This window comes from Psychromonas ingrahamii 37, assembly GCF_000015285.1.
GTDB lineage: Bacteria > Pseudomonadota > Gammaproteobacteria > Enterobacterales > Psychromonadaceae > Psychromonas > Psychromonas ingrahamii.
On record NC_008709.1, the window covers coordinates 4530503 to 4552496 of the forward strand.

A 21994-nucleotide genomic window follows, 5' to 3' on the forward strand; every position below is an offset into this window, starting at 1 on the left:
CATTTTTTTTAGCCTGCAAAACATCTCAGTAATACTAAAAGCATTAAATTTATAATCAGTTGCTTAAAAGGAAAAATTTACGCTCACAAAACCACCGGAATGATTTTTAATGGTAAATCTGATCACTTAAGTATAATTAGTATTAAGAGAGACATGCTGCATATGCTTTCACTCTATTACCATTTTGAATTCGACTATTAACACCAGCGGGATACGCTATTAAAGCGTTTCTCAAATTCACTTTCAGGTATTTGGCATGATCTTCAGCGACAACTCGTACAAATTCAATATCAATAACTTGACCTGTTCCATAAGCCACTTCTTGGTAATATCCTTTGAATAAAAAATTCTGTCTACAGGTAAGTTATGTATGATGTATGGATAATTATTAAGCGCCAAGATTAAAGCATTCTTACTTTTGTCTGTTTGGCTAACTGAATGGTCGCTTAGTACTATTGCGCCTGTTGAGTTTAAGGCGTGGGCAGAGTAGTTGAACAGAAATGTGACTTACATCCGAATTAATTGAAAATTATTCTATGTATGTTTACTAATTATCTATAATGTATGCCGTAGAAAACAGAATCACAGGAAGTCGTTAAGGCTAAATATTTTTCACTGCAAGGCCAAGAATTTTTATGGCTAATTGAGCTTGACTGCTGATTTGACCCTCCCTTAAATTTCACTTAGTTGTTTTTTCTACCTATTCAATTTATCGACTTATTCTTTGAATCTAAGGTGGGATTACTGCAAATGAACAGACTTTATTATTTTTATTGGTTTCTATTGGCTGGCGCATCAATATATGCGTTTAGACAATATGTTGCTGTTAATAAAAAAATAGTCAGCGGTCTGCCGATATAATATCAAATATCAAATATCAAATATCAAATATCAAATATCAAATATCAAATATCAAATATCAAATATCAAATATCAAATATCAAATATCAAATATCATCAAAATTATAGCATTAAAATTTAAAAAAACAGTCAATATCTTACAAGAGTAAGTACGTAATGAGACATAGATCGACGAATTTAGCACTCAGTCACTTAAAACACTTGCCGGTGAATAAACTTAAAAGAGCTCGTAGCTTTATTTTGCCGGGCGAGAGGGTGAAATTTAAAGTGCAATACGAAATACTCAAGGATCTGGGCTGCGATTATGCGCAGAGGTATTTGTTTGGTAAACCGTTAGCTGTGTTAAAAAGTGGAAGTGTTGCCCGTAAATAGTTGTGTAAATAAAAATAACGACAGTGTGATCGTATTATCTGAAATTCAGGAGCCACATAGATGAAATTTAAGCAATCCATAGCCTCGCGTCTTGTGATCATTAATTTGATACGAGCGCTGGTTGCAATCATAGTAGTGGCAAGCATGCTTTATACAACCAGGGAAATCATAAAATCCAATGAAGAACTGGACCGTGCTCATCAAACACTAGAACATACGTTAGCTATGCAGGTATCTTCAAAATCACTGCTTATAAACGGCTATGGTTTTTTAAAAAGTGGTAATCCTGAATTTTTGCAGACCTTTGAACAAGAACGCAATGAGTTTGATACAGACTTTGCCATATTACTGGAAGGACTGAGCATCCACGCTGAAAAGTCCAAATTTACTTTGGATATTGCGCTGGAGATAAAACATATCATTGATACTTGGCTAGTCGAAGAGGTTGAACCTCAGATTATAGCTCAGCGGATGAATGTCGATATATATTCCCCAAAGCCTGTATTACTAAAGAGTTTTCTTTATGGAAATGCCTTACTGACCAAAGTGAAAGATAAACAGGCTGAACTGATAGCTGAAGAAAAAAGCTTCCTGCTCAAGCAACAAAAATTGGTTCAGGATACTCTCGCATGGGCACAACTGGTGTTTATCGGCGGCATTCTGATCTTCATGATGTTGGGTTTTGTATTGTCTTATTTTGCCGCTACAGGCATTACCCGTCGCATCGGGAAATTGGTGGAAGCGACTCAAAGGCTGGCAAAGGGTGATCTTGATGTGGTTGTTGATATAACCTCGCAAGATGAAATTGGCCTTTTAGGCGAATATACTAATCAAACCATACAACGCTTACAACATCTGGAAGTAGTCGTTAAAGCGACAGCTGCAGAGGATTTCGCCACGCAGGTGCGGGTGCTTGGGCAACAGGATCAGCTGGCACTCTCTATTAATAAAATGTCAGAAAACCTGAAAAACTCAGCTTTTGAAAGGAAGAATCAGACCTGGCTGAAGAATGGCATTGCAGAACTGCACTCCAAAATGCGCAGTGAACACGAGCTGGTATCTTTAAGTCAGCTGGTCATTACCTATCTGGCCAAATACCTGAACGCACAAGTAGGGAGCTGTTATCTGGCGGAAGGCAAGCAGTTGCAACTGGTTTCCAGTTATGCTTTTAAAAGACGTAACAACAATGACAACGTCTTCCAGTTTGGCGAGGGATTGATTGGACAGGCTGCACTGGAGCAACAGAGTATTCTCTATCATCAGCTACCCGATGATCACAACGACTTGCTTATTAATACCGGCATAAGTGAATCCACTCCAACTGATATTTTCGTTCTACCACTGGTACATGAAAATAAGGTACAAGCCGTATTGGCACTGGGCGTTAGTCGAAAATATTCTCAAATCGAGTTAGAATTTCTGGAGAGTGTCGCCAGTGGTATTGCTATCACCCTGCACGTGACGCGTACTAGGCAGCAGCTGGTTGACATGTTGGAGGAGTCAAAACTTCAATCTGAAGAGCTGCAGGCGCAGCAGGAAGAGCTGAGGGCCTCCAATGAAGAGTTGGAAGAGCAGTCAACTATGCTGGTTAAATCCGAAGAGTCACTGCGCAACAAGAGCGAAGAGCTGCAACAAATCAATTCCGAATTAGAAGAGCGTTCCGAAGAACTTGAGCGGCAGACCGCAGAAATGACAGAAAAAAATACTGTTATTGAGCGCGCCAAACAGGCGGTTGAAATACAAGCTAATAATCTGGAGAAAGCGAGCCGCTACAAGTCAGAATTTCTGGCCAATATGTCTCACGAATTACGCACCCCGCTCAATAGTCTGTTAATTCTTTCCCAGTCTCTGGCCAAAAATAGTCAGGGGAACTTGAACGAAGAGCAACAGGAAGATGCTCGAGTAATATACGAGGGAGGTCAATCCTTACTGGCCTTGATCAACGATATTCTGGATCTTTCCAAGGTAGAGGCCGGTAAATTGGATATCCACTTTGAACAATTCTCAATTAATAACCTGCTCGTTAATCTGGGCAGACAGTTCAAGCCGGTTGCTAATAAAAAAGGTGTCGAATTGTGCTTTGATAAAGAAGACGTATTATCTGATGATTTTTTCAGCGATCCACAGCGCATTGAACAGGTACTGCGTAACCTGTTATCCAACGGCATTAAATTTACTCATCATGGAACAGTCTCTCTTAAAGTAATACAGCCTGGGCCATCAGTCCGCTTTGATAACCCGGCTCTGCGAGGGCGGAACACCCTTGGCTTTGCCGTAAGCGATACCGGTATCGGTATTTCTGCCGATAACCAGGAAAGTGTATTTGAAGCTTTTCAACAGGGAGATGGATCCACCAGCCGAAATTATGGCGGCACTGGACTGGGGTTAACTATTTCCCGGGAGCTGGTCAAGCTGATGGGTGGAGAAATACAGCTGCAGAGTAAAGAAGGTGAGGGCAGTACTTTCACCTTGTATCTGCCATTGGATAGGCGGTTGGGTCTGGCTGCAAAACAGCCGCTGAAAGCAAACACTCGGGAGTCTAAAACCCATCAGGAACCACTGGAAATCAGTGTCCCCACAGCAGATAATACACGCGAGGAAGTGGTCGAGGTTAGCACAAAGGCAGATCTGCTAAAGAGCCCCCTGAGCCCCGTACCAGCAAGAGAGAAAACACTTCAGGAAAAAAACACTTTTGCCGATGACCGCGACATTCTGAAGGCGGGTGAAAAATCGGTACTGGTGATCGAAGATGATCCCTCATTTATGCGCATTCTGATCGATCTATCACGCCATAAGGGCTACCGGGGTCTATCCGCATTGACAGGCAGAGAGGGATTAGAGTTGGCAGCGATGTATCAGCCAAGTGCTATTGTTCTCGATCTCGGATTACCCGATATCAGTGGTCGGCAGGTATTAGAGCAACTCAAGCAGAATATCAATACCCGCCATATTCCAGTGCATATCCTATCGGCCGAGGATAAAAATACCGAAGTATTACAGATAGGCGCGGTCGGATTTTTGACTAAACCGGTATCGGGTGAGGATATTGATTCCCTGTTCTGCAATATTGAGCACTTGCTGCAGGATTCCATTAAACGGGTTTTACTGGTCGAAGACGATAATAATAATCGTTTAGCCGTCACTCGCTTAATCGCCAACAAGAATATTGAAATTTGCTCCGTTAGCACCGGCAGAGAGGCACAAGAAAAACTGTTAAGCGAGCTGTTCCACTGTGTCATTTTAGATCTGTCATTGCCGGATATTAGTGGTTTTGAACTGTTGAATCGTCTGCGTCACAATAAAAGCATTACCTTGCCTCCTATCATAGTTTACACAGGCCGTGAGTTGAGCAGTGAGGAATATAAGGAATTAAGTCAATACACCAGCAGTATTGTGATTAAAGGTGCCAACTCGCCAGAACGATTACTGGATGAGACCACACTATTTTTGCACAGTGTTGATTCCTCATTGCCCCATGATCAACGTAAGATTATCAAGATGCTGCACAACTCGGAGCTAGTGCTGCAAGGACGCAAGATATTGTTAGTAGATGACGATCTGCGTAACACCTACGCTTTATCCAAGGTACTGCGGGAATATGGTTTAGAGGTAATTATGGCTGATAACGGTAAACTGGCATTGCAGAAACTGGCCGAGGAAGAAAATATTGAACTGGTGTTGATGGATATTATGATGCCGGTGATGGACGGCTATGAGGCGATGCGTAAAATTCGCTCGCAGACACGCTTTAAAAAGTTGCCAATCATTGCTCTGACGGCCAAAGCGATGCCGGAAGATCGGACAAAAAGTATTGAAGCTGGTGCCAACGACTATTGTATAAAACCGATTGATGTCGATAAACTTATTGCCATCATGAAAATATGGTTATTTAGATGATCCAAGTAGATGATAAAGAATTACAGAGAATAGAGATTGAGTTGCTTTTGGATTCGATTTTCCAGCGTTACGGTTATGACTTTCGCCACTACGCCAAAGCCTCTTTAAAGCGCCGCATTACTCAGTATATGCAGCGTGCAGGTGTCAGCCGGATCACTGATCTAATCGCTCCTATTCTTCATGATGAAGCATTTTTTGATGGTTTTTTAAAGATAATGTCAGTGACCGTCACGGATATGTTCCGTGATCCCACTTTTTTTCAGTCACTACGCAAGGAAATCATTCCGGTATTAAAGACTTACCCTTACATCAAAATATGGCATGCAGGTTGTGCTACGGGCGAGGAAGTTTATTCACTGGCGATCCTGTTAAAGGAAGAGGGGCTATACGAACGGACGCAAATCTATGCTACCGATTATAACAGTCACTCGCTGGCGGTGGCCAAAGAGGGCATCTATCCTCTGCAGCGGATCCAGCAGTATAGCGATAATTATATCAGCGCGGGCGGCAAAAGCCTTTTTACCGATTATTATCACGCCAGATATGGCGGAGCAAAGATGCTGGAAATGCTTAAGGAAAATGTGATTTTTGCCAATCACAATCTGGTCAGTGACGGTGTTTTTGGTGAAATGCAGTTGGTCATTTGTCGTAACGTACTGATCTATTTCGACCAAGATTTACAGAACCGAGTATTAACATTACTGCACAACAGCCTATCACCACATGGTTTTTTATGCCTGGGCAGCAAAGAATCACTGAAGTTTTCAACGGTTGATAAGCTCTTTGAAGCACAAGTTGCAGAGCAGAAAATATATAAGCATCTGCACAGTGAAAGCAGTTAAAATAAGGGTTGAAACGTTCGAGCAGGCAGTATTATTGCAGGCACATAGAGGCACTAATGTAAATATCCCCCTGCCATTGAGTGATGTGATGGCAGCTAATCTGCTAACAGGCCGACGCAGTGAAAGCTGTTAACCGTAGTTATGATCTGGTGATCATTGGCGGTTCAGCAGGTGCTATACAGGCGCTACCGCTTATACTTGCGCAGCTGCCGGAGTCCTTTTCCTTGCCGATCGTTATCGTGCTGCACCGTCTGGAGGGCTCCGGCAGCTATCTGCATCAGTATTTCAAGCAGTATTGTGTTTTACCTGTGGTTGAGGTCGAGGATAAGCAACCATTATTACCCGGTCAGGTTTACATTGCACCTGCGGGTTACCATCTGCTGGTTGAAAATGAGGGACACTTTAGTTTATCAATTGATCCACGGGTCAATTATTGTCGTCCCTCAATTGATGTCCTGCTAGAAAGCGCGGCAGATAGTTATGCGAATCGGCTGGTCGGGATCATTCTGACCGGGGCGAATACCGATGGCAGCAAAGGGCTTAAGCAAGTTAAGGAAGCAGGGGGACTGACAATTGTTCAGCGACCTACAACGGCGGCAGTAGATATTATGCCAAGAGCAGCGATCAAAGCAACGGACGTCGATTGGATACTGGATCTGGAAGAAATCGGTTTCCTGCTGGCAGAGATTCAGTACAGCGATGATTAATATCAATGTGGATAAGCAAGCAACCTAAAATGACATACAAGCAATTAATGAGAGCAAGACGTTTGATTGATCGAAGAGTTATCTATATCCATATTATTTGGGTATAGATTGCTGAGATCACGCTTAGTTATATCAAACGCCAAGACTGTTGTAGTTAGGCGATAAATATTAGAAATAAAAGAAGAGAGATTCGTGATGCCAAATAATATTCCGCAACCCAAAATTCTGATTGTCGATGACCGAATAGAAAATATTCGTTCGATGAAACGGGTGCTTGAGTTAATAGATGCTGAGCTTTACACTGCGCAGTCCGGTATTGAAGCGCTGGGATTTTTATTACGTCATGACTTTTCGATGATTCTGCTCGACGTAATGATGCCGGAAATGGATGGTTTTGAAACCGCGGAACTGATTCGTGGCAACCTCAACAGCCAGCATACACCGATCATCTTTGTTACAGCGGCTGACAAAGATGAGAGCTTTGAATTCAAAGGTTATGATGTCGGTGCTGTCGATTACCTTTATAAACCGATTCAGCCCCATATATTGCAGAGAAAAGTACGTTTTTTTCTGCAGTTGAGTAATAATAAGAGCCTGCTGGAGAACAGTCTATGCGAGCTAAAGCGGGTAAAAGATCACAATGAACTGCTCCTAAAATCAACTGCCGAAGGTATTATCAGTCTGGATCCGATGGGAAAGATAAACTTTGCCAATCCAGCTGCCAAACAGCTACTGATGTATAACGATGATACTATACTGGGTATTGATTATGCTCATATTCAGGGCACTGATAATCTAACATCCCCTTTTAAAGACTGTGCGCTTCATCATACCGCATTATCTAAACGTATTATCCATGATGATCAGCAGTCCTTTCATTGCTTTGATGGCAGCAGCTTCCCGGTTGAGTTTACCGCCAGTCCGATTTGTAAAACCAACTCCGAAAGCTCCGGTATAGTATTGGTATTTCAGGATATCAGTGAGCGCAAAAAAACAGAACAACAATTAACCCGTCTTGCACAATATGACTGCCTCACCGGGCTACCCAATCGAGCACTGTTTACCAGTCTTCTGAGTCAGGCAATTTCCCGCTCTGACCGCCGTAAAAACAAACTGGCATTACTTTTTCTGGATTTGGATCGTTTTAAACAAGTTAATGATTCCTTAGGACATGATGTGGGTGATCTGCTTTTACAGCAGGTGGCCCAGCGACTTCAGTTGGCGACCCTAGAAGGTGGCACGGTCAGTCGGCTAGGTGGTGATGAATTTATGGTGATTTTAGAGGAGGTCAACTCCGAATCTCATAAAGCTGCCAAGCTGGCCCAAAAAATGATAACCAGCCTGGATGCCCCTTTTAATATCCTGGGTCGTGAGGTATTAATTAGTACCAGCATAGGTATTGCACTCTGCTCAGGCTCGACGCAGTGTATAGACTCTTTGTTGAAACGTGCTGATATGGCAATGTACCGGGCGAAAGAACAAGGGCGAAATAATTTTCAGTTTTATACCGCCGAACTGCAGCAACAGGCGTCAAAGTCAATAGAGTTAGAAAACCGCTTACGTCATGCGCTGCAGCGAAAAGAGTTCTTTTTACATTATCAGCCACAGGTTGATACAAATAGCGGCCAGATTATCGGTCTTGAGGCGCTATTACGTTGGCAACCCGATGGCCAGGCACTTATTTCGCCAGAAGAATTTATACCGGTTGCCGAAGAAGCCGGGCTTATAGTCCCTATTGGCGAGTGGGTACTGCGTGAAGCCTGTTCGCAGCTTCACCGCTGGCATAGATCTGGTTTGTTATCACCAACCGTAAAAATGGCGGTAAATCTGTCGGTACGACAGCTGGAGCATACATCGCTGCTAAGTACATTAACTCAAATTCTACAAGAAACCGGTCTTAAACCATCTCAGTTGGAGTTGGAAATTACTGAGACTGCGGTGATGAAAGATCCTGATCTGGTAGTGAATATACTTCATAGTATTCACGCGATGGGAATTCAACTGTCTTTGGATGATTTCGGCACGGGTTATTCATCCTTGCGTTATCTGAAATTATTGCCTTTGCATGTATTAAAAATTGATCGTTCATTTATCAATGATATTGGTGGTAAACAAAGGGATCAAGCAATACTGGAATCTATTATCTATTTATCCAGAAATCTGGACTTAACGGTAGTAGCTGAAGGGGTTGAGACACAAGAACAACTAGATTTTCTAAGTCGCTTTAACTGCCATTCTATTCAGGGTTATTACATCAGTAAACCAAAATCAGCAGCTAACATTGAAAAACTACTCCACAAAAATAAAGACGGCAATTTACTACCTATGAAAACCTCTGTAATACCAGATAGACTGATTTTGCTACCTGAGGTCTATTGATTTTTATACATTTATTGTGCTCTTTCATGGTGGTTTTTCGTTTTTTGACAAAGTAATCTGGGCCCGGCTCAAGGAAAAATACCTAGAGTACGTCATTCCAGCAGTGTTTTGGCTAGAATCTCAGCAAGTTAAAAATAGTTTTCTTTCGAATAAGCCTTCTCTCATGGAGATCTTCGATTAAAATACTTTGAAGATAAAAATATTGAGGGTGAAGTTATTATCCCGAATGCAGCTAAAGTAGAGAGTGTTTCACGTGAAACACCCTTGAAAATGTCAGTTGGAATGATATGAGATATGCCTGTTGAAAGCATTTTTATTGATAAAAATCATTCATAACTTCAGCTAAAAAAGCGACTCTTTCTATCTTGTTTCACGTGAAACAAGATAGAAAACAGTTAGCTCATGTCCTGAATTTACAATCAGAAGAAAAAATTCGCCAGCAGCTAAACAGCCAGCGACTGGGAGATAAACATATACAGACCGGTACCCGCCATAATACTGAGCAATGCATTACCGCGCCACAGATGCAAAGCGACGACTAAAAGAAGCGCCAGAAGTTCTGCCGGGCCATCGTCAAAGGTACTGAAGCGCAGATCTTTAAAACAGTAAATCAGCAACAGCACCATCATCACCGGTGGCAGGTAACGCCCCAAATAAATCAGCATAGGATGGTCGCTTATCTTATAGAGCAGAATAAACGGCAGCACCCGGGTAATAAAAGTCGCAACCGCCATCACCATAATAAACAGTAACAAATAGTTAATATTCTGCATTTATAAAGATCCCTGTTGGATAGCTTCAGTCGATTTTTTTCTTTTATGAAACAGCAGTAAGACGATAATGAATAACAGAATAGAGATCAGCATTTATATAGACTCGTTTTGAATAGCTTCAGTCGATTTTTGTCTTTTATGAAACAGTAGTAAGACGATGATCGAGAGCACAATGGACATCAGCAGCATATTGTCTCGACTGAACAGCCAAATAGACACAAAAGCCACGGCGCAAGCCATCACAAAGGGCCAGGACTCGCGCACCGATTTATACTGCTCGATTGCCAGCACCATAAATAACGCCGGCAGGGTAAAATCGAGTCCGGTGGTATTAAAACTCAGATTAGCACCAACAATGGCACCCAAGGTAGAGCCAATTATCCAATAACTATGATTTAAAACGGTGATCAGCAGATAGAAATTAGTCTGATCTTTGTCGTCAGTAGGCCGTGTGCCGGTCAGCAATGAATAGGTTTCATCGGTCAATCCGAAGATCAGATAAAACTTGCGCAAGCCGCGGGTCTTAAACTTATTGATCAGGGAGATACCATAAAACAGATGGCGTGAATTGAGCAGCAAAGTGGTAATTGCCACTTCCATAAAACCGGCGTGGTTAGCCAGCAGGCCGACAGCCATAAACTGCGCAGCTCCGGCATAAATAACCAATGCCATTAGCGAGGCGTAAATCCAGTGAAAGCCAAGTTCGTTGAACAGAACACCAAATGCCATGCCCATCGGAATATAACCAAACAACACCGGGGCAGTGGTTTTAAAAGCGCTTAGAAAAAGTGATTTATTCATTAAAACTAACTCTATTATATTTATCGGCTACAAGCTTATAGTTGAGAAATACCGGCAGTTCTGTTAACCATAACACCATCTCACAATCCCATTCTGCCAGCGCCAATTTAATTACAAATCTATAACTAACTGATTTATTTGCTAGCTATAGATTCGCTGTTCCACGTGAAACACTATTATTTATTCGCATACAATTCGTTAATAGTATCGGCCAAAATAGTAATACCTTGCTCAACTACCTTGTCATCCTGCGCATAATTAACACGAATACACTCCTGCGTATGCTGCCAATTCTGATCTAAACCAGGGAAAAAATAATGCCCTGATACAATTAATAACCCTTTGCTTTTAAGTAATTTGTACAACTCATTGGAAGAGATAGGTAACTCTTTAAACCATAACCAAAGAAATAATGCCCCTTCAGCTTTATGTATTTTAAATTCCGGAATGGTTATTTTTGACTGTAACAGGGTGATAGCTTTGTTCGCTTTCCCTTGATAAAAAGGTTTAATGACCTCATTACTTAATTGGATAATTTCTTTGGATTTAACTAAAGGTAATACAATTTCAGGGCCAATACCGCCTGGTGATAGAGCCGTAATCCCGGATAAGCTAGACATTGCTTTAATAATTTCAGGCTTGGCGATAACGATACCGCAACGTGCTCCGGGTAATCCAAATTTAGATAAACTTAAACACAAAATAGTATTAGCGTTCCAAAAGGGAGTGGCATTTTCAAAAATAATATTCGGAAAAGGTGTACCATAGGCATTATCGATAATTAACGGGATATTATTCTTTTTAGCTAATCTATCAAGATGATTTATCTCATCATCGGTTAACACATTACCGGTTGGATTTGTCGGCCTGGAAACGCAGATAGCGCCGATATCTTCGGTTACTTTTAAGGCATCAAAATCAACATTATATTTAAAAAATCCGTCCGCTAATTCTGTTATTTTAGGCCGCTGTGCAACAAAAGCATCTTCAGACACACTTGCATCGGCATAACCTATATATTCAGGTGCTAATGGAAATAATATTTTTTTATTTTTATCATCACTAAAGTCACCGGCCAACAAATTAAAGAGATAAAAAAAGGCATTCTGACTGCCATTGGTAAGCATGATATTTTGCGCCGTTAATTTCCAATCATAGAGATCATTAAATAACTCAACCAGTGCATCGATAAAGGTATTTTTTCCCTGCGGCCCATCGTAATTTGATAGCGTATTAATTAACTTTCCTTCGGACAATAATTGCTGCATAAGCTCTTGCAGCCTGTTTTGTATCTCTGGAATGGCAGCAGGATTTCCCCCACCCAACATTAAAATATCGTCGCCCCCCTGAACACCTTCATTAAGATCATCCATTAATTCAGTAATGCCTGAATGTTGTGTAAATTTATTTCCAAATAATGAGTAGGGCATTTTTGTTTCTATCCTATATTTTGTTAATTATTTTTAGAGGGATGTTTCACATGAAACACATGAAACTATCATTTGAGCAAAAGCACTTTGTAAGAGAAGAGCAAGAAGTAGACGTTTTTATCTGTAACAAAAAAGCTCAGTATAAACTGAGCTTTTTAATCAATATATTACTTATCTGCACAGCACTGCGATGATTTTTTACAAAACAGAAACATCGGCAATTTGTAAAAATAAGTTACGCAAACGATTTAAAATCGCAAGACGGTTCGCTTTGATAGCAGGATCTTCGGCCATTACCATTACGTTATCAAAGAATTCGTCCACAGGCTCGTTTAGAGACGCGAGTTCAAACAAGGCTGACTCGTAGTCTAAGTTGTCAAATAAAGGCCTTAGTGTTGATTCTAGAGAGCCTAAAATTTCCGATAATTTGATTTCAGCGGGCTCCTGCAGTAAAGAAGGGTCTACCTGTGCATTTATCTCCCCTTTGACTTTAGCTAATATATTACTAATACGTTTATTGGCGGCGGCAATAGGAGCCGCTTCCGGTAATGTTTGGAACTTGGCAACAGCTTGAAGACGTTTCTCAAAATCAACAGGCTTGGTAGGCCTTCTAACCAGTACCGATTGAATCAGCTCAACTGAATAACCGTTAGCTTGATAAGTCGCACGGAATCGGGCAAACAAGAAATCAACAACATCCTGTACCACGTTATCATTAGTTAATTTATGACCATATTGCAGTTTCGCAATTTCAACTAATTCGACCAGATCCAGATCCAGATTTTTATTAGTAATAATACGTAATAAACCGATTGCAGCACGACGCAGTGCAAAGGGATCAGCAGCACCTTTGGGTGCTTGACCAATACCAAAAATACCCACTAAAGTATCGAGTTTATCTGCTAAAGAAACAGCACATGCCACTAAAGAAGTGGGTAATTTATCACCGGCAAAACGCGGTAAGTATTGCTCATTTAAGGCAATAGCAACTTCCTGCTCTTCACCATCATGTAACGCGTAATGCATTCCCATAATGCCTTGCACATCGGGGAACTCCATCACCATATCGGTCATTAAATCTGTTTTAGATAAAAGACCGGCACGTTGGGCATGTTTTGTATCGGCTTTAATTTGCAAAGCGATATCTTCAGCGACATTAGCAATACGTTCAGATTTTTCTTTTAACGTCCCTAATTTTTGTTGAAATAAAACACTGGATAAAGATTCTAAACGGCTTGCTAAGGTTTTTTTCTTATCTGTCTCAAAAAAGAATTCAGCATCCGCTAAACGTGGACGAATCACTTTTTCGTTACCGCTTATGACTTGTGCAGGATCTCGACTGACAATATTAGAAACAAAAATAAAGCGCGGTAACAGTTTGCCGTCTTTATCTAATACCGGGAAGTATTTTTGATTATCTTTCATTGTATAGATAAGGGCTTCGGAAGGGACGTCTAAAAATTTATCTTCAAAGGACCCAACCAAGGTTACTGGCCATTCAACTAATGAGGTCACCTCTTCAAGTAGACTTTCATCAATATCTGCAACACCATTTTCATGGGCCGCCAATGCTTCAACCTGATCACGAATAATCGCTTTACGGCGTTCATAATCAACAATCACTTTACCGCTATCATCTAATAATGTTTCGTATTGATCAGCATGATCAATAATCAATTCAGCTTCGCCTAGAAAACGATGGCCACGAATAATGCGATCCGATGCAACACCTAATAACTCGCCTTGAATTAACCGCGAACCAAATAACATAGTCACAGTATGAACAGGGCGGATAAATTGCGTACTGCTCGATCCCCAGCGCATCGGCTTGGAAATAGGCAACTTGGCCAGTGCATTTGCGGCGATTTCAGGAATCAGCTCCGCCACGGATAACCCTTTAACCTCGGATTTGAATAATAACCATTCCCCTTTATCAGTGATCAGACGCTCAGCTTGTTCAACGGTAATACCGTTTGAACGCGCCCAGCCCTGTGCAGCTTTGGTCGCCTGACCTTCGGCATCAAAGGCAACATTTACCGCAGGACCACGTTTTTCTACTATTTTATCCGCTTGCGAGTCTGATAAGTTAGCAATAACTAATGCCAAACGACGCGGAGATGCTAGCCATCGGACGCTATCAAAGGATAATTCAGCTTTATTTAATTCAGCTTCAACATTACTTGCAAAAGATTCAGCAAGTTGACGCAGTGATTTGGGCGGTAACTCTTCAGTTCCCAGTTCAATCAATAAATTTTCTTGTGCCATGAAACTTGCCTCTATTTAACTAGGTTTTTGCAAAGTGGGAAACCAAGCGCTTCACGCTTGCCGTAATATGCTTCAGCGACTGCTTTTGATAATGCACGAACACGAAGTATGTAACGCTGACGCTCGGTGACTGAGATGGCATGACGTGCATCGAGCAGATTAAAAGCATGAGATGCTTTCATTACTTGTTCATAGGCAGGCAATGCGAGTCCCGCTTCTATCAGTTTTTGGCTGTCTTTTTCACACTGATTAAATTGATTAAATAAAGCATCTACATCGGCATGTTCAAAGTTATAGCTTGATTGTTCAACTTCATTTTGATGGAAAATATCTCCGTAAGTCAATTTACCCATCGGGCCGTCAGTCCAGACAAGGTCATAAATACTTTCAACACCCTGCACGTACATTGCAATACGCTCCAGACCATAGGTTATTTCACCGGTTACCGGCGAGCACTCTAAACCACCCACTTGCTGGAAATAAGTAAACTGCGTTACCTCCATGCCGTTTAACCAAATCTCCCAACCAAGTCCCCATGCGCCGAGCGTGGGTGATTCCCAGTTATCCTCTACAAAACGGATATCATGAATGGAAGTATCAATACCGATTTCCTCAAGCGACTTTAAGTAAAGATCTTGAATATTTTTGGGTGACGGCTTTAAAACCACTTGGAATTGATAGTATTGCTGCAGACGGTTTGGGTTTTCACCATAACGACCATCGGTAGGTCGACGACAGGGTTGCACATAGGCGCTGTTCATTGGCTCAGGGCCAATTGAACGTAAAAATGTTTGCGGATGAAATGTACCGGCACCCACTTCCATATCAAGCGGTTGAACAATGGCACAACCTTGGCGAGCCCAAAAATCTTGCAGTGCAAGAATGAGCCCCTGAAACGTTTTAGTATCGAATTTTTGCATAATTTAGGCTTAAGTTGATGATAGAAAAATGACTGCCATTATACCTATGGTAGATTATTATACCAATGCCAATCAGTTAGATGATCTCATATTGAAGTTAAGAATAGGGCAAGATTATTGATTAATATTAAAACAACAAAATGTTTAACCCTAAAAGAGCAGATAGGTAATAAAAATCAATCAGGCAGCTGATATTATTAAGGCTAAAGATGACCAACTTTCACCTTATAAAAACCAATAATAACTGCCGGAATCTGCAAAGCTTGAAACTGTTTTATGTTTTAATACAGACTGATACTCAATCAATTTAAACAACATAGAAAAATATTAATGAAGAATATTAATGAATAATAAACTCAAAGAATCTGATCTCTACCTACCAATCAAAGGGTTCCTTAAAAACCTCGGTTACCAGGTCAAAGGGGAAATTAGTAATTGTGATCTAGTCGCTAAAAAAGACGATAAAACAATTATTATTGAACTGAAATTAAGCTTAAATATTACCCTGTTATTACAAGCTGTTGACCGTTTGTCTCTCGCCGATACTGTCTATATTGCGATTCCCAAACACAGCCCCATTTATAAAAAGCAGACCTCGAAAGTCAAAAAACTGATCAAACGTTTAGGCATTGGTTTAATTGTGGTTGATATGCAGGAAGCGGGGCAGTATGTTGAAGTCATCAATGATCCGGATTATTACGTACCTCCTAAAAATAAACGTAAACAAAGTACGCTGCTAAAAGAGTTTTCAACACGACTAGGTGATCCTCAAAAGGGTGGTTCTAACGCCACAAAAGCCGTTTTAACCGCTTACCGTCAACGTTGTATTAGAGTGGCACAATACTTATCAGAATTACCTTCAAGTAAAGGTTTTGAAATAAAAAATGCCATCAATGAACCGCAGGCAACGCTGTTTTTAAGGGATAATTATTATGGTTGGTTTAAAAAAATTGATCGGGGTATTTATAGCATTTCAGAAAAAGGAATGAATGAACTCCCTGAATGGGTCATTAAAATGAATAAACTGTCACTTTAATAAAATAAAAAAAGGCGACTTATTAGTCGCCTTTTTAATCAAAAGTTAATATTACTTTCGAAGCATCTTAATAACACGCAGTTGTGCAATTGCTTGCGCTAATTGAGCAGTAACAAGGGCATAATCAATATCCTGATTCGGATTTGAAATTTGCTCTTGTGCCGTACGTTTAGCTTCTTCTGCTTTAGCTTTATCAAGATCGGCACCTCGAATAGCAGTATCAGCAAGCACGGTTACACCACCAGGCTGCACCTCAAGAAAACCACCAGAGATATAAAAAACCTCTTCATCACCGTGCTGCTTAACCATTTTCACCATTCCTGGCTTAATAGGCGTTAACAGTGGCGTGTGGCCGGGCATAATACCCAGTTCACCTTCTTGACCTGAAACTTGCAGATGTGAAACGCGCCCAGAAAAAAGAGATTCTTCAGCACTTACAACATCTAAATGTGTAGTCATTGCTTTAGTCATAGTTATCTCCAGCTATTACATCTTTTTCGCTTTTTCAACAGCTTCTTCAATCGCGCCTATGTATAGGAACGCTTGCTCAGGAAGATCATCATAATCCCCAGCGAGTAACCCTTTAAAGCCAGCTAATGTGTCTTTAAGTGGTACGTACATCCCCGGATCACCAGTAAATACTTCTGCTACGTGATAAGCCTGAGTTAAGAAATTGCCGATTTTACGTGCGCGAGATACGACCAGTTTATCGTCTTCAGATAATTCATCCATACCCAGAATCGCAATAATATCTTTCAGCTCTTTATAACGTTGCAGGGTGCCCTGTACGCCACGTGCGATATCATAGTGCTCTTGGCCAACAACTAATGGATCAAGTTGACGAGAGGTAGAATCTAAGGGATCGATCGCCGGGTATAAACCCATTGATGCGATGCTACGGTTAAGTACAACTGTTGCGTCTAAGTGAGCAAAGGTTGTTGCCGGAGCCGGATCCGTTAAATCATCTGCAGGTACATATACCGCCTGAATTGATGTAATAGAACCCGTCTTAGTTGAAGTAATACGTTCTTGCAGAACACCCATCTCTTCCGCAAGTGTTGGTTGATAACCAACAGCAGAAGGCATACGGCCTAATAACGCAGATACTTCAGTTCCTGCAAGGGTATAACGATATATATTATCAATAAATAATAACACGTCTTTACCTTCATCACGGAAACGTTCAGCCATAGTTAAACCAGTCAGGGCAACACGTAAACGGTTTCCTGGTGGCTCATTCATTTGACCGTAAACCATCGCTACTTTTGATAACTCAGGTTTTTCAACGTTAACAACACCGGCTTCCTGCATTTCAAAGTAGAAATCGTTACCTTCACGAGTACGCTCACCAACACCGGCAAAAACAGACAAACCTGAATGTTTTAAAGCGATATTATTGATAAGTTCCATCATGTTAACTGTTTTACCAACACCCGCACCGCCAAATAGGCCGATTTTACCACCTTTAGAGAATGGGCATATTAAGTCTATAACTTTAATACCTACTTCTAGTGTAGCGACAGAAGCTGATTGCTCTTCGTATGTAGGGGCTTCGCGGTGAATTCCATAATGCTCAGTTGCACCAATTTCACCACACATATCAATAGGCTCGCCCAGTACATTCATGATTCGGCCTAACGTTGCCGTACCAACGGGTACTGTAATTGGTTTACCTGTATCAGTGACATCTAAACCGCGACTTAAACCATCAGAAGCACCCATAGCGATACAACGTACAACGCCGCCGCCAATTTGTTGCTGAACTTCCATGGTTAGATTCTTTGCAGTCACGATCAATGCACTGTATATATTCGGCACAGTTTCTTGTGGGAATTCAACATCCACAACAGCACCGATAACCTGAATGATTTTACCTGTACTCATCTCTGATCCTCTAAAATTTGTTAATCTGCTTATACCGCAGCCGCACCACTACAAATCTCAGAAAGTTCCTGAGTAATTGCAGATTGACGTGCTTTATTGGCAACAAGTTGTAACTCATCAATCATGTCACCCGCATTATCGGTTGCCGACTTCATGGCAATCATACGAGAAACTTGTTCACAGGCTAAGTTTTCAACAACACCCTGATAAACTTGAGACTCGACATAACGAACTAATAATGAATCCAAAATATCTTTAGCTTCACCCTCGTAAATGTAATCCCAGCTATCAGAAGCAACTTCCTTATCACCTTCTGCTTTAGGCAGGGGTAATAATTGGCTGATTGTTGGCTCTTGAACCATAGTACTAATGAATTTATTGTTAACTATAAACAAACGATCGATCTTACCTTCGTCATAGGCATCTAACATAATTTTCACCGAACCAATTAAATCATTAACTGATGGTGCGTCACCTAAACCTGAGTTTTGAGCAACTACGTTAGCGCCTAATCCATTGAAGAATGTGGCCGCTTTAGAACCTATTACAGCTAAATCAACTTCAACATTCGCTTCCGAGTGTTTTTTCATTGCTGCAACAAGCGGTTTAAATAAGTTAATATTTAAACCGCCACACAAACCACGATCACTTGAAATAACAATATAACCAACTCGGCTTATCTCTCTTTCTTCAAGATAAGCGTGGTGATACTCCAATTCACCAAGTGCGATATGACCAATCACTTTGCGCATGCTTTTAGCATAAGAAAGACTGCTATTCATACGCAATTGCGCACGACGCATCTTTGATGCTGCAACCATTTCCATGGCACCAGTGATTTTTTGAGTGTTTTTAACACTCGCGATCTTATTTCTAATTTCTTTATCGCCGGCCATTCTCTAGCTCCTAATTAATGATTAATTAACCGTTTAAGTAGTTAACTAATTACCAGGTTTGCGTCGCTTTGAAAGTTTCCAATATAGCATGGAATTGACCTTCAATTTCTTTGCTGTAATCACCGGTTTCATTAAGTTGAGCATAGAATTCAGCATGCTCAGTTTTAGCATAAGAGATCAGAGATGATTCAAAGTCTAATACTTTTTCAACATCAACATCAGTTAGATAACCTTTCTCTGCTGAAAACAGTGATAACGCTTGTTCAGCAACTGACATTGGAGCATATTGTTTTTGCTTCATTAATTCAGTTACTTTCTTACCGTGGTCAAGCTGTTTACGTGTTGTTTCATCAAGATCCGAAGCAAACTGTGCAAACGCCGCTAATTCACGGTATTGAGCCAGTGCGGTACGAATACCACCCGCTAGCTTTTTGATCACTTTACATTGCGCAGAACCACCAACACGTGATACTGAAATACCAGGATCAACCGCAGGACGAATACCACTATTAAATAGCTCAGTTGTTAAAAATATCTGACCGTCAGTAATAGATATTACGTTAGTAGGTACAAATGCTGATACATCGCCACCTTGTGTTTCAATGATAGGTAACGCAGTTAAAGAACCGGTTTTACCTTTCACTGCACCTTTAGTAAAGGCCTCAACGTAAGCAGCGCTTACACGAGATGCACGTTCAAGAAGACGAGAGTGAAGGTAGAAAACATCACCAGGGTATGCTTCACGACCAGGCGGACGTTTAAGCAGCAGTGAAATTTGACGATAAGCAACAGCTTGTTTAGACAAATCATCATATACGATCAATGCATCTTCACCACGGTCACGGAAGTATTCACCCATAGAACAACCTGCATAAGGAGCCAGGTATTGCAGCGCAGCGGTTTCAGATGCAGAAGCAACAACAACAATAGTATTTTCTAATGCGCCATGCTCTTCAAGTTTATTTACCACATTTGCAATGGTTGATGCTTTCTGACCAATCGCAACATAGATTGAAAATAATCCGGTGTGTTTTTGGTTAATGATTGCATCGATTGCAATAGCCGTTTTACCAACTTGACGGTCACCAATGATTAATTCACGTTGGCCACGACCAATTGGAACCATTGAATCGATTGACTTCCAGCCAGTTTGTACTGGTTGATCAACAGATTTACGATCGATTACGCCAGGTGCTATTACTTCAATAGGAGAATAACCGTCATTTTCAATCGGGCCTTTACCATCAATGGGTGCGCCAAGTGTGTTTACAACACGACCTAACAAACCTTTACCTACTGGCACTTCAAGAATACGTCCAGTTGATTTAACCTTTTGACCTTCACGAAGATCACGGAAAGGTCCCATTACTACTGCACCAACAGAGTCACGCTCAAGGTTAAGTGCCATCGCAAAGCCACCATTTGGTAGCTCAATCATCTCACCCTGCATACATTCAGCAAGGCCATTGATACGAACAATACCATCGCTTACGGAAACGATTGTACCTTCATTACGAGCTTCACTTACTGCCTCGAATTTTCCAATTCGCTGCTTGATAAGGTCGCTGATTTCAGTGGAATTCAGTTGCATGCCAATTTCCCATTAAGATTGTAAAGTATTAGATAATCGACCTAGTTGACCTTTAGCAGAGCTATCAATCACTAAGTCACCCACAGTAACTACCATTCCGGCAATTAGGGTTTTATCAATACTACAATGTAGATTTACTTTTCGTGCGAGACGTTTTTCTAACGATTTACTCAACTCATCTAGTTGCTTTTTAGATAGGCCATAAGCAGATACAACATTTACGTCGACCTGTTTTTTATGCTCATCTTCTAATGCAGCGAAAAGTTGTGCAACGCGAGGTAAAAATCTCAAACGTCCATTTTCAGCCATTATTTTAATGAAGTTCTGACCATTCTCATCGAGTTGATCTTCACAAACATTAAGAAACAATTCGGCTAGCTCTTGTGCGGTTTTATCGCTTGTTAATATTTTTACCATCGTTGGATTATTAACAACTTCAGCGGTAAAAAACAGCATCTCAGACCAAGCTTCGATTTTGTTACTATCAACGGCAAATTCAAAAGCAGCTCTTGCATAAGGGCGAGCTACGGTAGTCAATTCAGACATAAGCTCACTCCTTATAGTTCAGCAACCAATTTATCGATAATATCGCTGTTCGCTTCTTTATCAATAGAACGCTTAATGATTTTCTCAGCACCCGCAATGGCAAGAGCTGAAACCTTTAAACGGAGTTCTTCGCGAACACGATTACGATCCACTTCAACTTCTGCTTCACCTTGCGCAATTATTTTTTGACGCTCGGTCTCAGCTTCTGTTTTTGCAGCTTCAACAATTTGATTACGACGTTTATTTGCCTGTTCAATAATCTCTGCTGCCTGTACCTTAGCTTCTTTTAACTTTTCAGATGCTTTAGCTTGTGCTAACTCAAGATCTTTCCCTGCTCGTTCTGCTTGTGTTAAACCATCAGAAATCTTCTTTTGGCGATCTTCTATCGCGGCAAGAAGTGGTGGCCACACATACTTCATGCAGAACCAAACAAATACCGCAAATGCGATAGCTTGGCCTAATAGGGTTGCGTTTATATTCATAACGGCTCCTTAATAATGTAGTTAATCAGGATCCTATATTAAGCAGGTAGTTGACTTAGGAATGGGTTTGCGAATACGAAAAATAGTGCAACACCAACCGCAATCATAGAAATAGCATCAAGAAGACCAGCAACGATGAACATTTTAGTTTGAAGCGCAGGGCCCATCTCTGGTTGGCGCGCAGATGCTTCTAAGAATTTCCCACCTAGAATAGCAAAACCAACGGCCGTACCAAATGCAGCAAGACCAATCATAAGTGCAACAGCAATAGCCGTAGAGCTGATAATAATTTCCATTTTTTTCTCCGAGTAT

The 21994-nt window shown here is 41.0% G+C and carries 18 protein-coding genes; 6 read left to right on the plus strand and 12 right to left on the minus strand.

What is annotated here, in order from left to right; genetic code table 11:
* Positions 1 to 1293: 1293 nt before the first annotated feature.
* From PING_RS19165 to PING_RS19180, 5 genes are all read left to right on the plus strand, one after another.
* Entirely contained in the window at positions 1294 to 5130 is a 3837-nt protein-coding gene (locus PING_RS19165) for a response regulator (RefSeq protein ID WP_011771941.1), read from the plus strand.
* Entirely contained in the window at positions 5127 to 5972 is an 846-nt protein-coding gene (locus tag PING_RS19170; RefSeq protein WP_011771942.1) for a CheR family methyltransferase, read from the plus strand. The genes PING_RS19165 and PING_RS19170 overlap by 4 nt, the downstream gene beginning before the upstream one ends.
* The gene (locus PING_RS20830; protein ID WP_157035411.1) at positions 5959 to 6105 is read left to right on the plus strand and encodes a hypothetical protein; all 147 of its coding nucleotides are present in this window, start codon (positions 5959 to 5961) and stop codon (positions 6103 to 6105) included. The genes PING_RS19170 and PING_RS20830 overlap by 14 nt, the downstream gene beginning before the upstream one ends.
* Positions 6092 to 6679: a chemotaxis protein CheB gene (locus tag PING_RS19175; RefSeq protein ID WP_011771943.1), complete on the plus strand. Its 588-nt coding sequence runs from the start codon at positions 6092 to 6094 to the stop codon at positions 6677 to 6679. Before PING_RS20830 ends, PING_RS19175 begins: the two co-directional genes overlap by 14 nt.
* Before the next feature lie 195 nt (positions 6680 to 6874).
* Positions 6875 to 9058, plus strand: a complete 2184-nt coding sequence (locus tag PING_RS19180) for an EAL domain-containing protein (RefSeq protein WP_011771944.1) — start codon at positions 6875 to 6877, stop codon at positions 9056 to 9058.
* Between the two features lie 443 nt (positions 9059 to 9501).
* On the opposite strand, the gene PING_RS19185 is transcribed toward PING_RS19180, so the two are convergent.
* From PING_RS19185 to glyQ, 5 genes are all read right to left on the minus strand, one after another.
* Positions 9502 to 9831: a branched-chain amino acid transporter permease gene (locus PING_RS19185; RefSeq protein WP_011771945.1), complete on the minus strand. Its 330-nt coding sequence runs from the start codon at positions 9829 to 9831 to the stop codon at positions 9502 to 9504.
* A 93-nt stretch (positions 9832 to 9924) separates the two neighbouring features.
* Positions 9925 to 10632: an AzlC family ABC transporter permease gene (locus PING_RS19190; protein WP_011771946.1), complete on the minus strand. Its 708-nt coding sequence runs from the start codon at positions 10630 to 10632 to the stop codon at positions 9925 to 9927.
* A 176-nt stretch (positions 10633 to 10808) separates the two neighbouring features.
* Entirely contained in the window at positions 10809 to 12062 is a 1254-nt protein-coding gene (locus tag PING_RS19195) for a valine--pyruvate transaminase (protein ID WP_011771947.1), read from the minus strand.
* 198 nt (positions 12063 to 12260) lie between these two features.
* On the minus strand, positions 12261 to 14327 hold the full coding sequence (glyS, locus tag PING_RS19200) for a glycine--tRNA ligase subunit beta (RefSeq protein ID WP_011771948.1): 2067 nt from the start codon (positions 14325 to 14327) through the stop codon (positions 12261 to 12263).
* 11 nt (positions 14328 to 14338) lie between these two features.
* A complete protein-coding gene (gene glyQ, locus PING_RS19205) occupies positions 14339 to 15247 on the minus strand; it encodes a glycine--tRNA ligase subunit alpha (RefSeq protein WP_011771949.1) in 909 nt (302 codons plus the stop codon).
* Between the two features lie 343 nt (positions 15248 to 15590).
* On the opposite strand from glyQ, the gene PING_RS19210 reads away from it, so the two are divergent.
* Positions 15591 to 16283 (plus strand): DUF2161 domain-containing phosphodiesterase, encoded by a 693-nt coding sequence (locus PING_RS19210; protein ID WP_011771950.1) that lies wholly within the window; start codon positions 15591 to 15593, stop codon positions 16281 to 16283.
* 51 nt (positions 16284 to 16334) lie between these two features.
* Here PING_RS19210 and PING_RS19215 read toward each other — a convergent pair whose 3' ends face one another.
* Genes PING_RS19215 through atpE form a run of 7 tightly spaced genes read right to left on the minus strand, consistent with a single transcriptional unit; the run spans position 16335 to position 21978 of the window.
* A complete protein-coding gene (locus PING_RS19215; protein WP_011771951.1) occupies positions 16335 to 16754 on the minus strand; it encodes a F0F1 ATP synthase subunit epsilon in 420 nt (139 codons plus the stop codon).
* Between the two features lie 15 nt (positions 16755 to 16769).
* Positions 16770 to 18167, minus strand: a complete 1398-nt coding sequence (gene atpD / locus PING_RS19220; RefSeq protein WP_011771952.1) for a F0F1 ATP synthase subunit beta — start codon at positions 18165 to 18167, stop codon at positions 16770 to 16772.
* 29 nt (positions 18168 to 18196) lie between these two features.
* Positions 18197 to 19063 (minus strand): F0F1 ATP synthase subunit gamma, encoded by an 867-nt coding sequence (gene atpG / locus PING_RS19225; protein WP_011771953.1) that lies wholly within the window; start codon positions 19061 to 19063, stop codon positions 18197 to 18199.
* Between the two features lie 49 nt (positions 19064 to 19112).
* Positions 19113 to 20654 carry a F0F1 ATP synthase subunit alpha gene (gene atpA, locus PING_RS19230; protein ID WP_011771954.1) on the minus strand — a complete coding sequence of 514 codons (1542 nt, stop codon included), beginning with the start codon at positions 20652 to 20654 and terminating at the stop codon, positions 19113 to 19115.
* 12 nt (positions 20655 to 20666) lie between these two features.
* Positions 20667 to 21200 (minus strand): F0F1 ATP synthase subunit delta, encoded by a 534-nt coding sequence (atpH, locus tag PING_RS19235; protein WP_011771955.1) that lies wholly within the window; start codon positions 21198 to 21200, stop codon positions 20667 to 20669.
* Positions 21201 to 21211: 11 nt separating this feature from the next.
* Entirely contained in the window at positions 21212 to 21682 is a 471-nt protein-coding gene (atpF, locus tag PING_RS19240; protein WP_011771956.1) for a F0F1 ATP synthase subunit B, read from the minus strand.
* A 38-nt stretch (positions 21683 to 21720) separates the two neighbouring features.
* On the minus strand, positions 21721 to 21978 hold the full coding sequence (gene atpE / locus PING_RS19245) for a F0F1 ATP synthase subunit C (RefSeq protein WP_011771957.1): 258 nt from the start codon (positions 21976 to 21978) through the stop codon (positions 21721 to 21723).
* Positions 21979 to 21994 lie beyond the last annotated feature (16 nt).

Coding starts and splice junctions, on each gene's coding strand:
- PING_RS19165 (WP_011771941.1), top strand. CDS start 1,294: ATGAAATTTAAGCAATCCATAGCCTCGCGTCTTGTGATCATTAATTTG.
- PING_RS19170 (WP_011771942.1), top strand. CDS start 5,127: ATGATCCAAGTAGATGATAAAGAATTACAGAGAATAGAGATTGAGTTG.
- PING_RS19180 (WP_011771944.1), top strand. CDS start 6,875: ATGCCAAATAATATTCCGCAACCCAAAATTCTGATTGTCGATGACCGA.
- PING_RS19185 (WP_011771945.1), bottom strand. CDS start 9,831: ATGCAGAATATTAACTATTTGTTACTGTTTATTATGGTGATGGCGGTT.
- PING_RS19190 (WP_011771946.1), bottom strand. CDS start 10,632: ATGAATAAATCACTTTTTCTAAGCGCTTTTAAAACCACTGCCCCGGTG.
- PING_RS19195 (WP_011771947.1), bottom strand. CDS start 12,062: ATGCCCTACTCATTATTTGGAAATAAATTTACACAACATTCAGGCATT.
- glyS (WP_011771948.1), bottom strand. CDS start 14,327: ATGGCACAAGAAAATTTATTGATTGAACTGGGAACTGAAGAGTTACCG.
- glyQ (WP_011771949.1), bottom strand. CDS start 15,247: ATGCAAAAATTCGATACTAAAACGTTTCAGGGGCTCATTCTTGCACTG.
- PING_RS19210 (WP_011771950.1), top strand. CDS start 15,591: ATGAATAATAAACTCAAAGAATCTGATCTCTACCTACCAATCAAAGGG.
- PING_RS19215 (WP_011771951.1), bottom strand. CDS start 16,754: ATGACTAAAGCAATGACTACACATTTAGATGTTGTAAGTGCTGAAGAA.
- atpD (WP_011771952.1), bottom strand. CDS start 18,167: ATGAGTACAGGTAAAATCATTCAGGTTATCGGTGCTGTTGTGGATGTT.
- atpG (WP_011771953.1), bottom strand. CDS start 19,063: ATGGCCGGCGATAAAGAAATTAGAAATAAGATCGCGAGTGTTAAAAAC.
- atpA (WP_011771954.1), bottom strand. CDS start 20,654: ATGCAACTGAATTCCACTGAAATCAGCGACCTTATCAAGCAGCGAATT.
- atpH (WP_011771955.1), bottom strand. CDS start 21,200: ATGTCTGAATTGACTACCGTAGCTCGCCCTTATGCAAGAGCTGCTTTT.
- atpF (WP_011771956.1), bottom strand. CDS start 21,682: ATGAATATAAACGCAACCCTATTAGGCCAAGCTATCGCATTTGCGGTA.
- atpE (WP_011771957.1), bottom strand. CDS start 21,978: ATGGAAATTATTATCAGCTCTACGGCTATTGCTGTTGCACTTATGATT.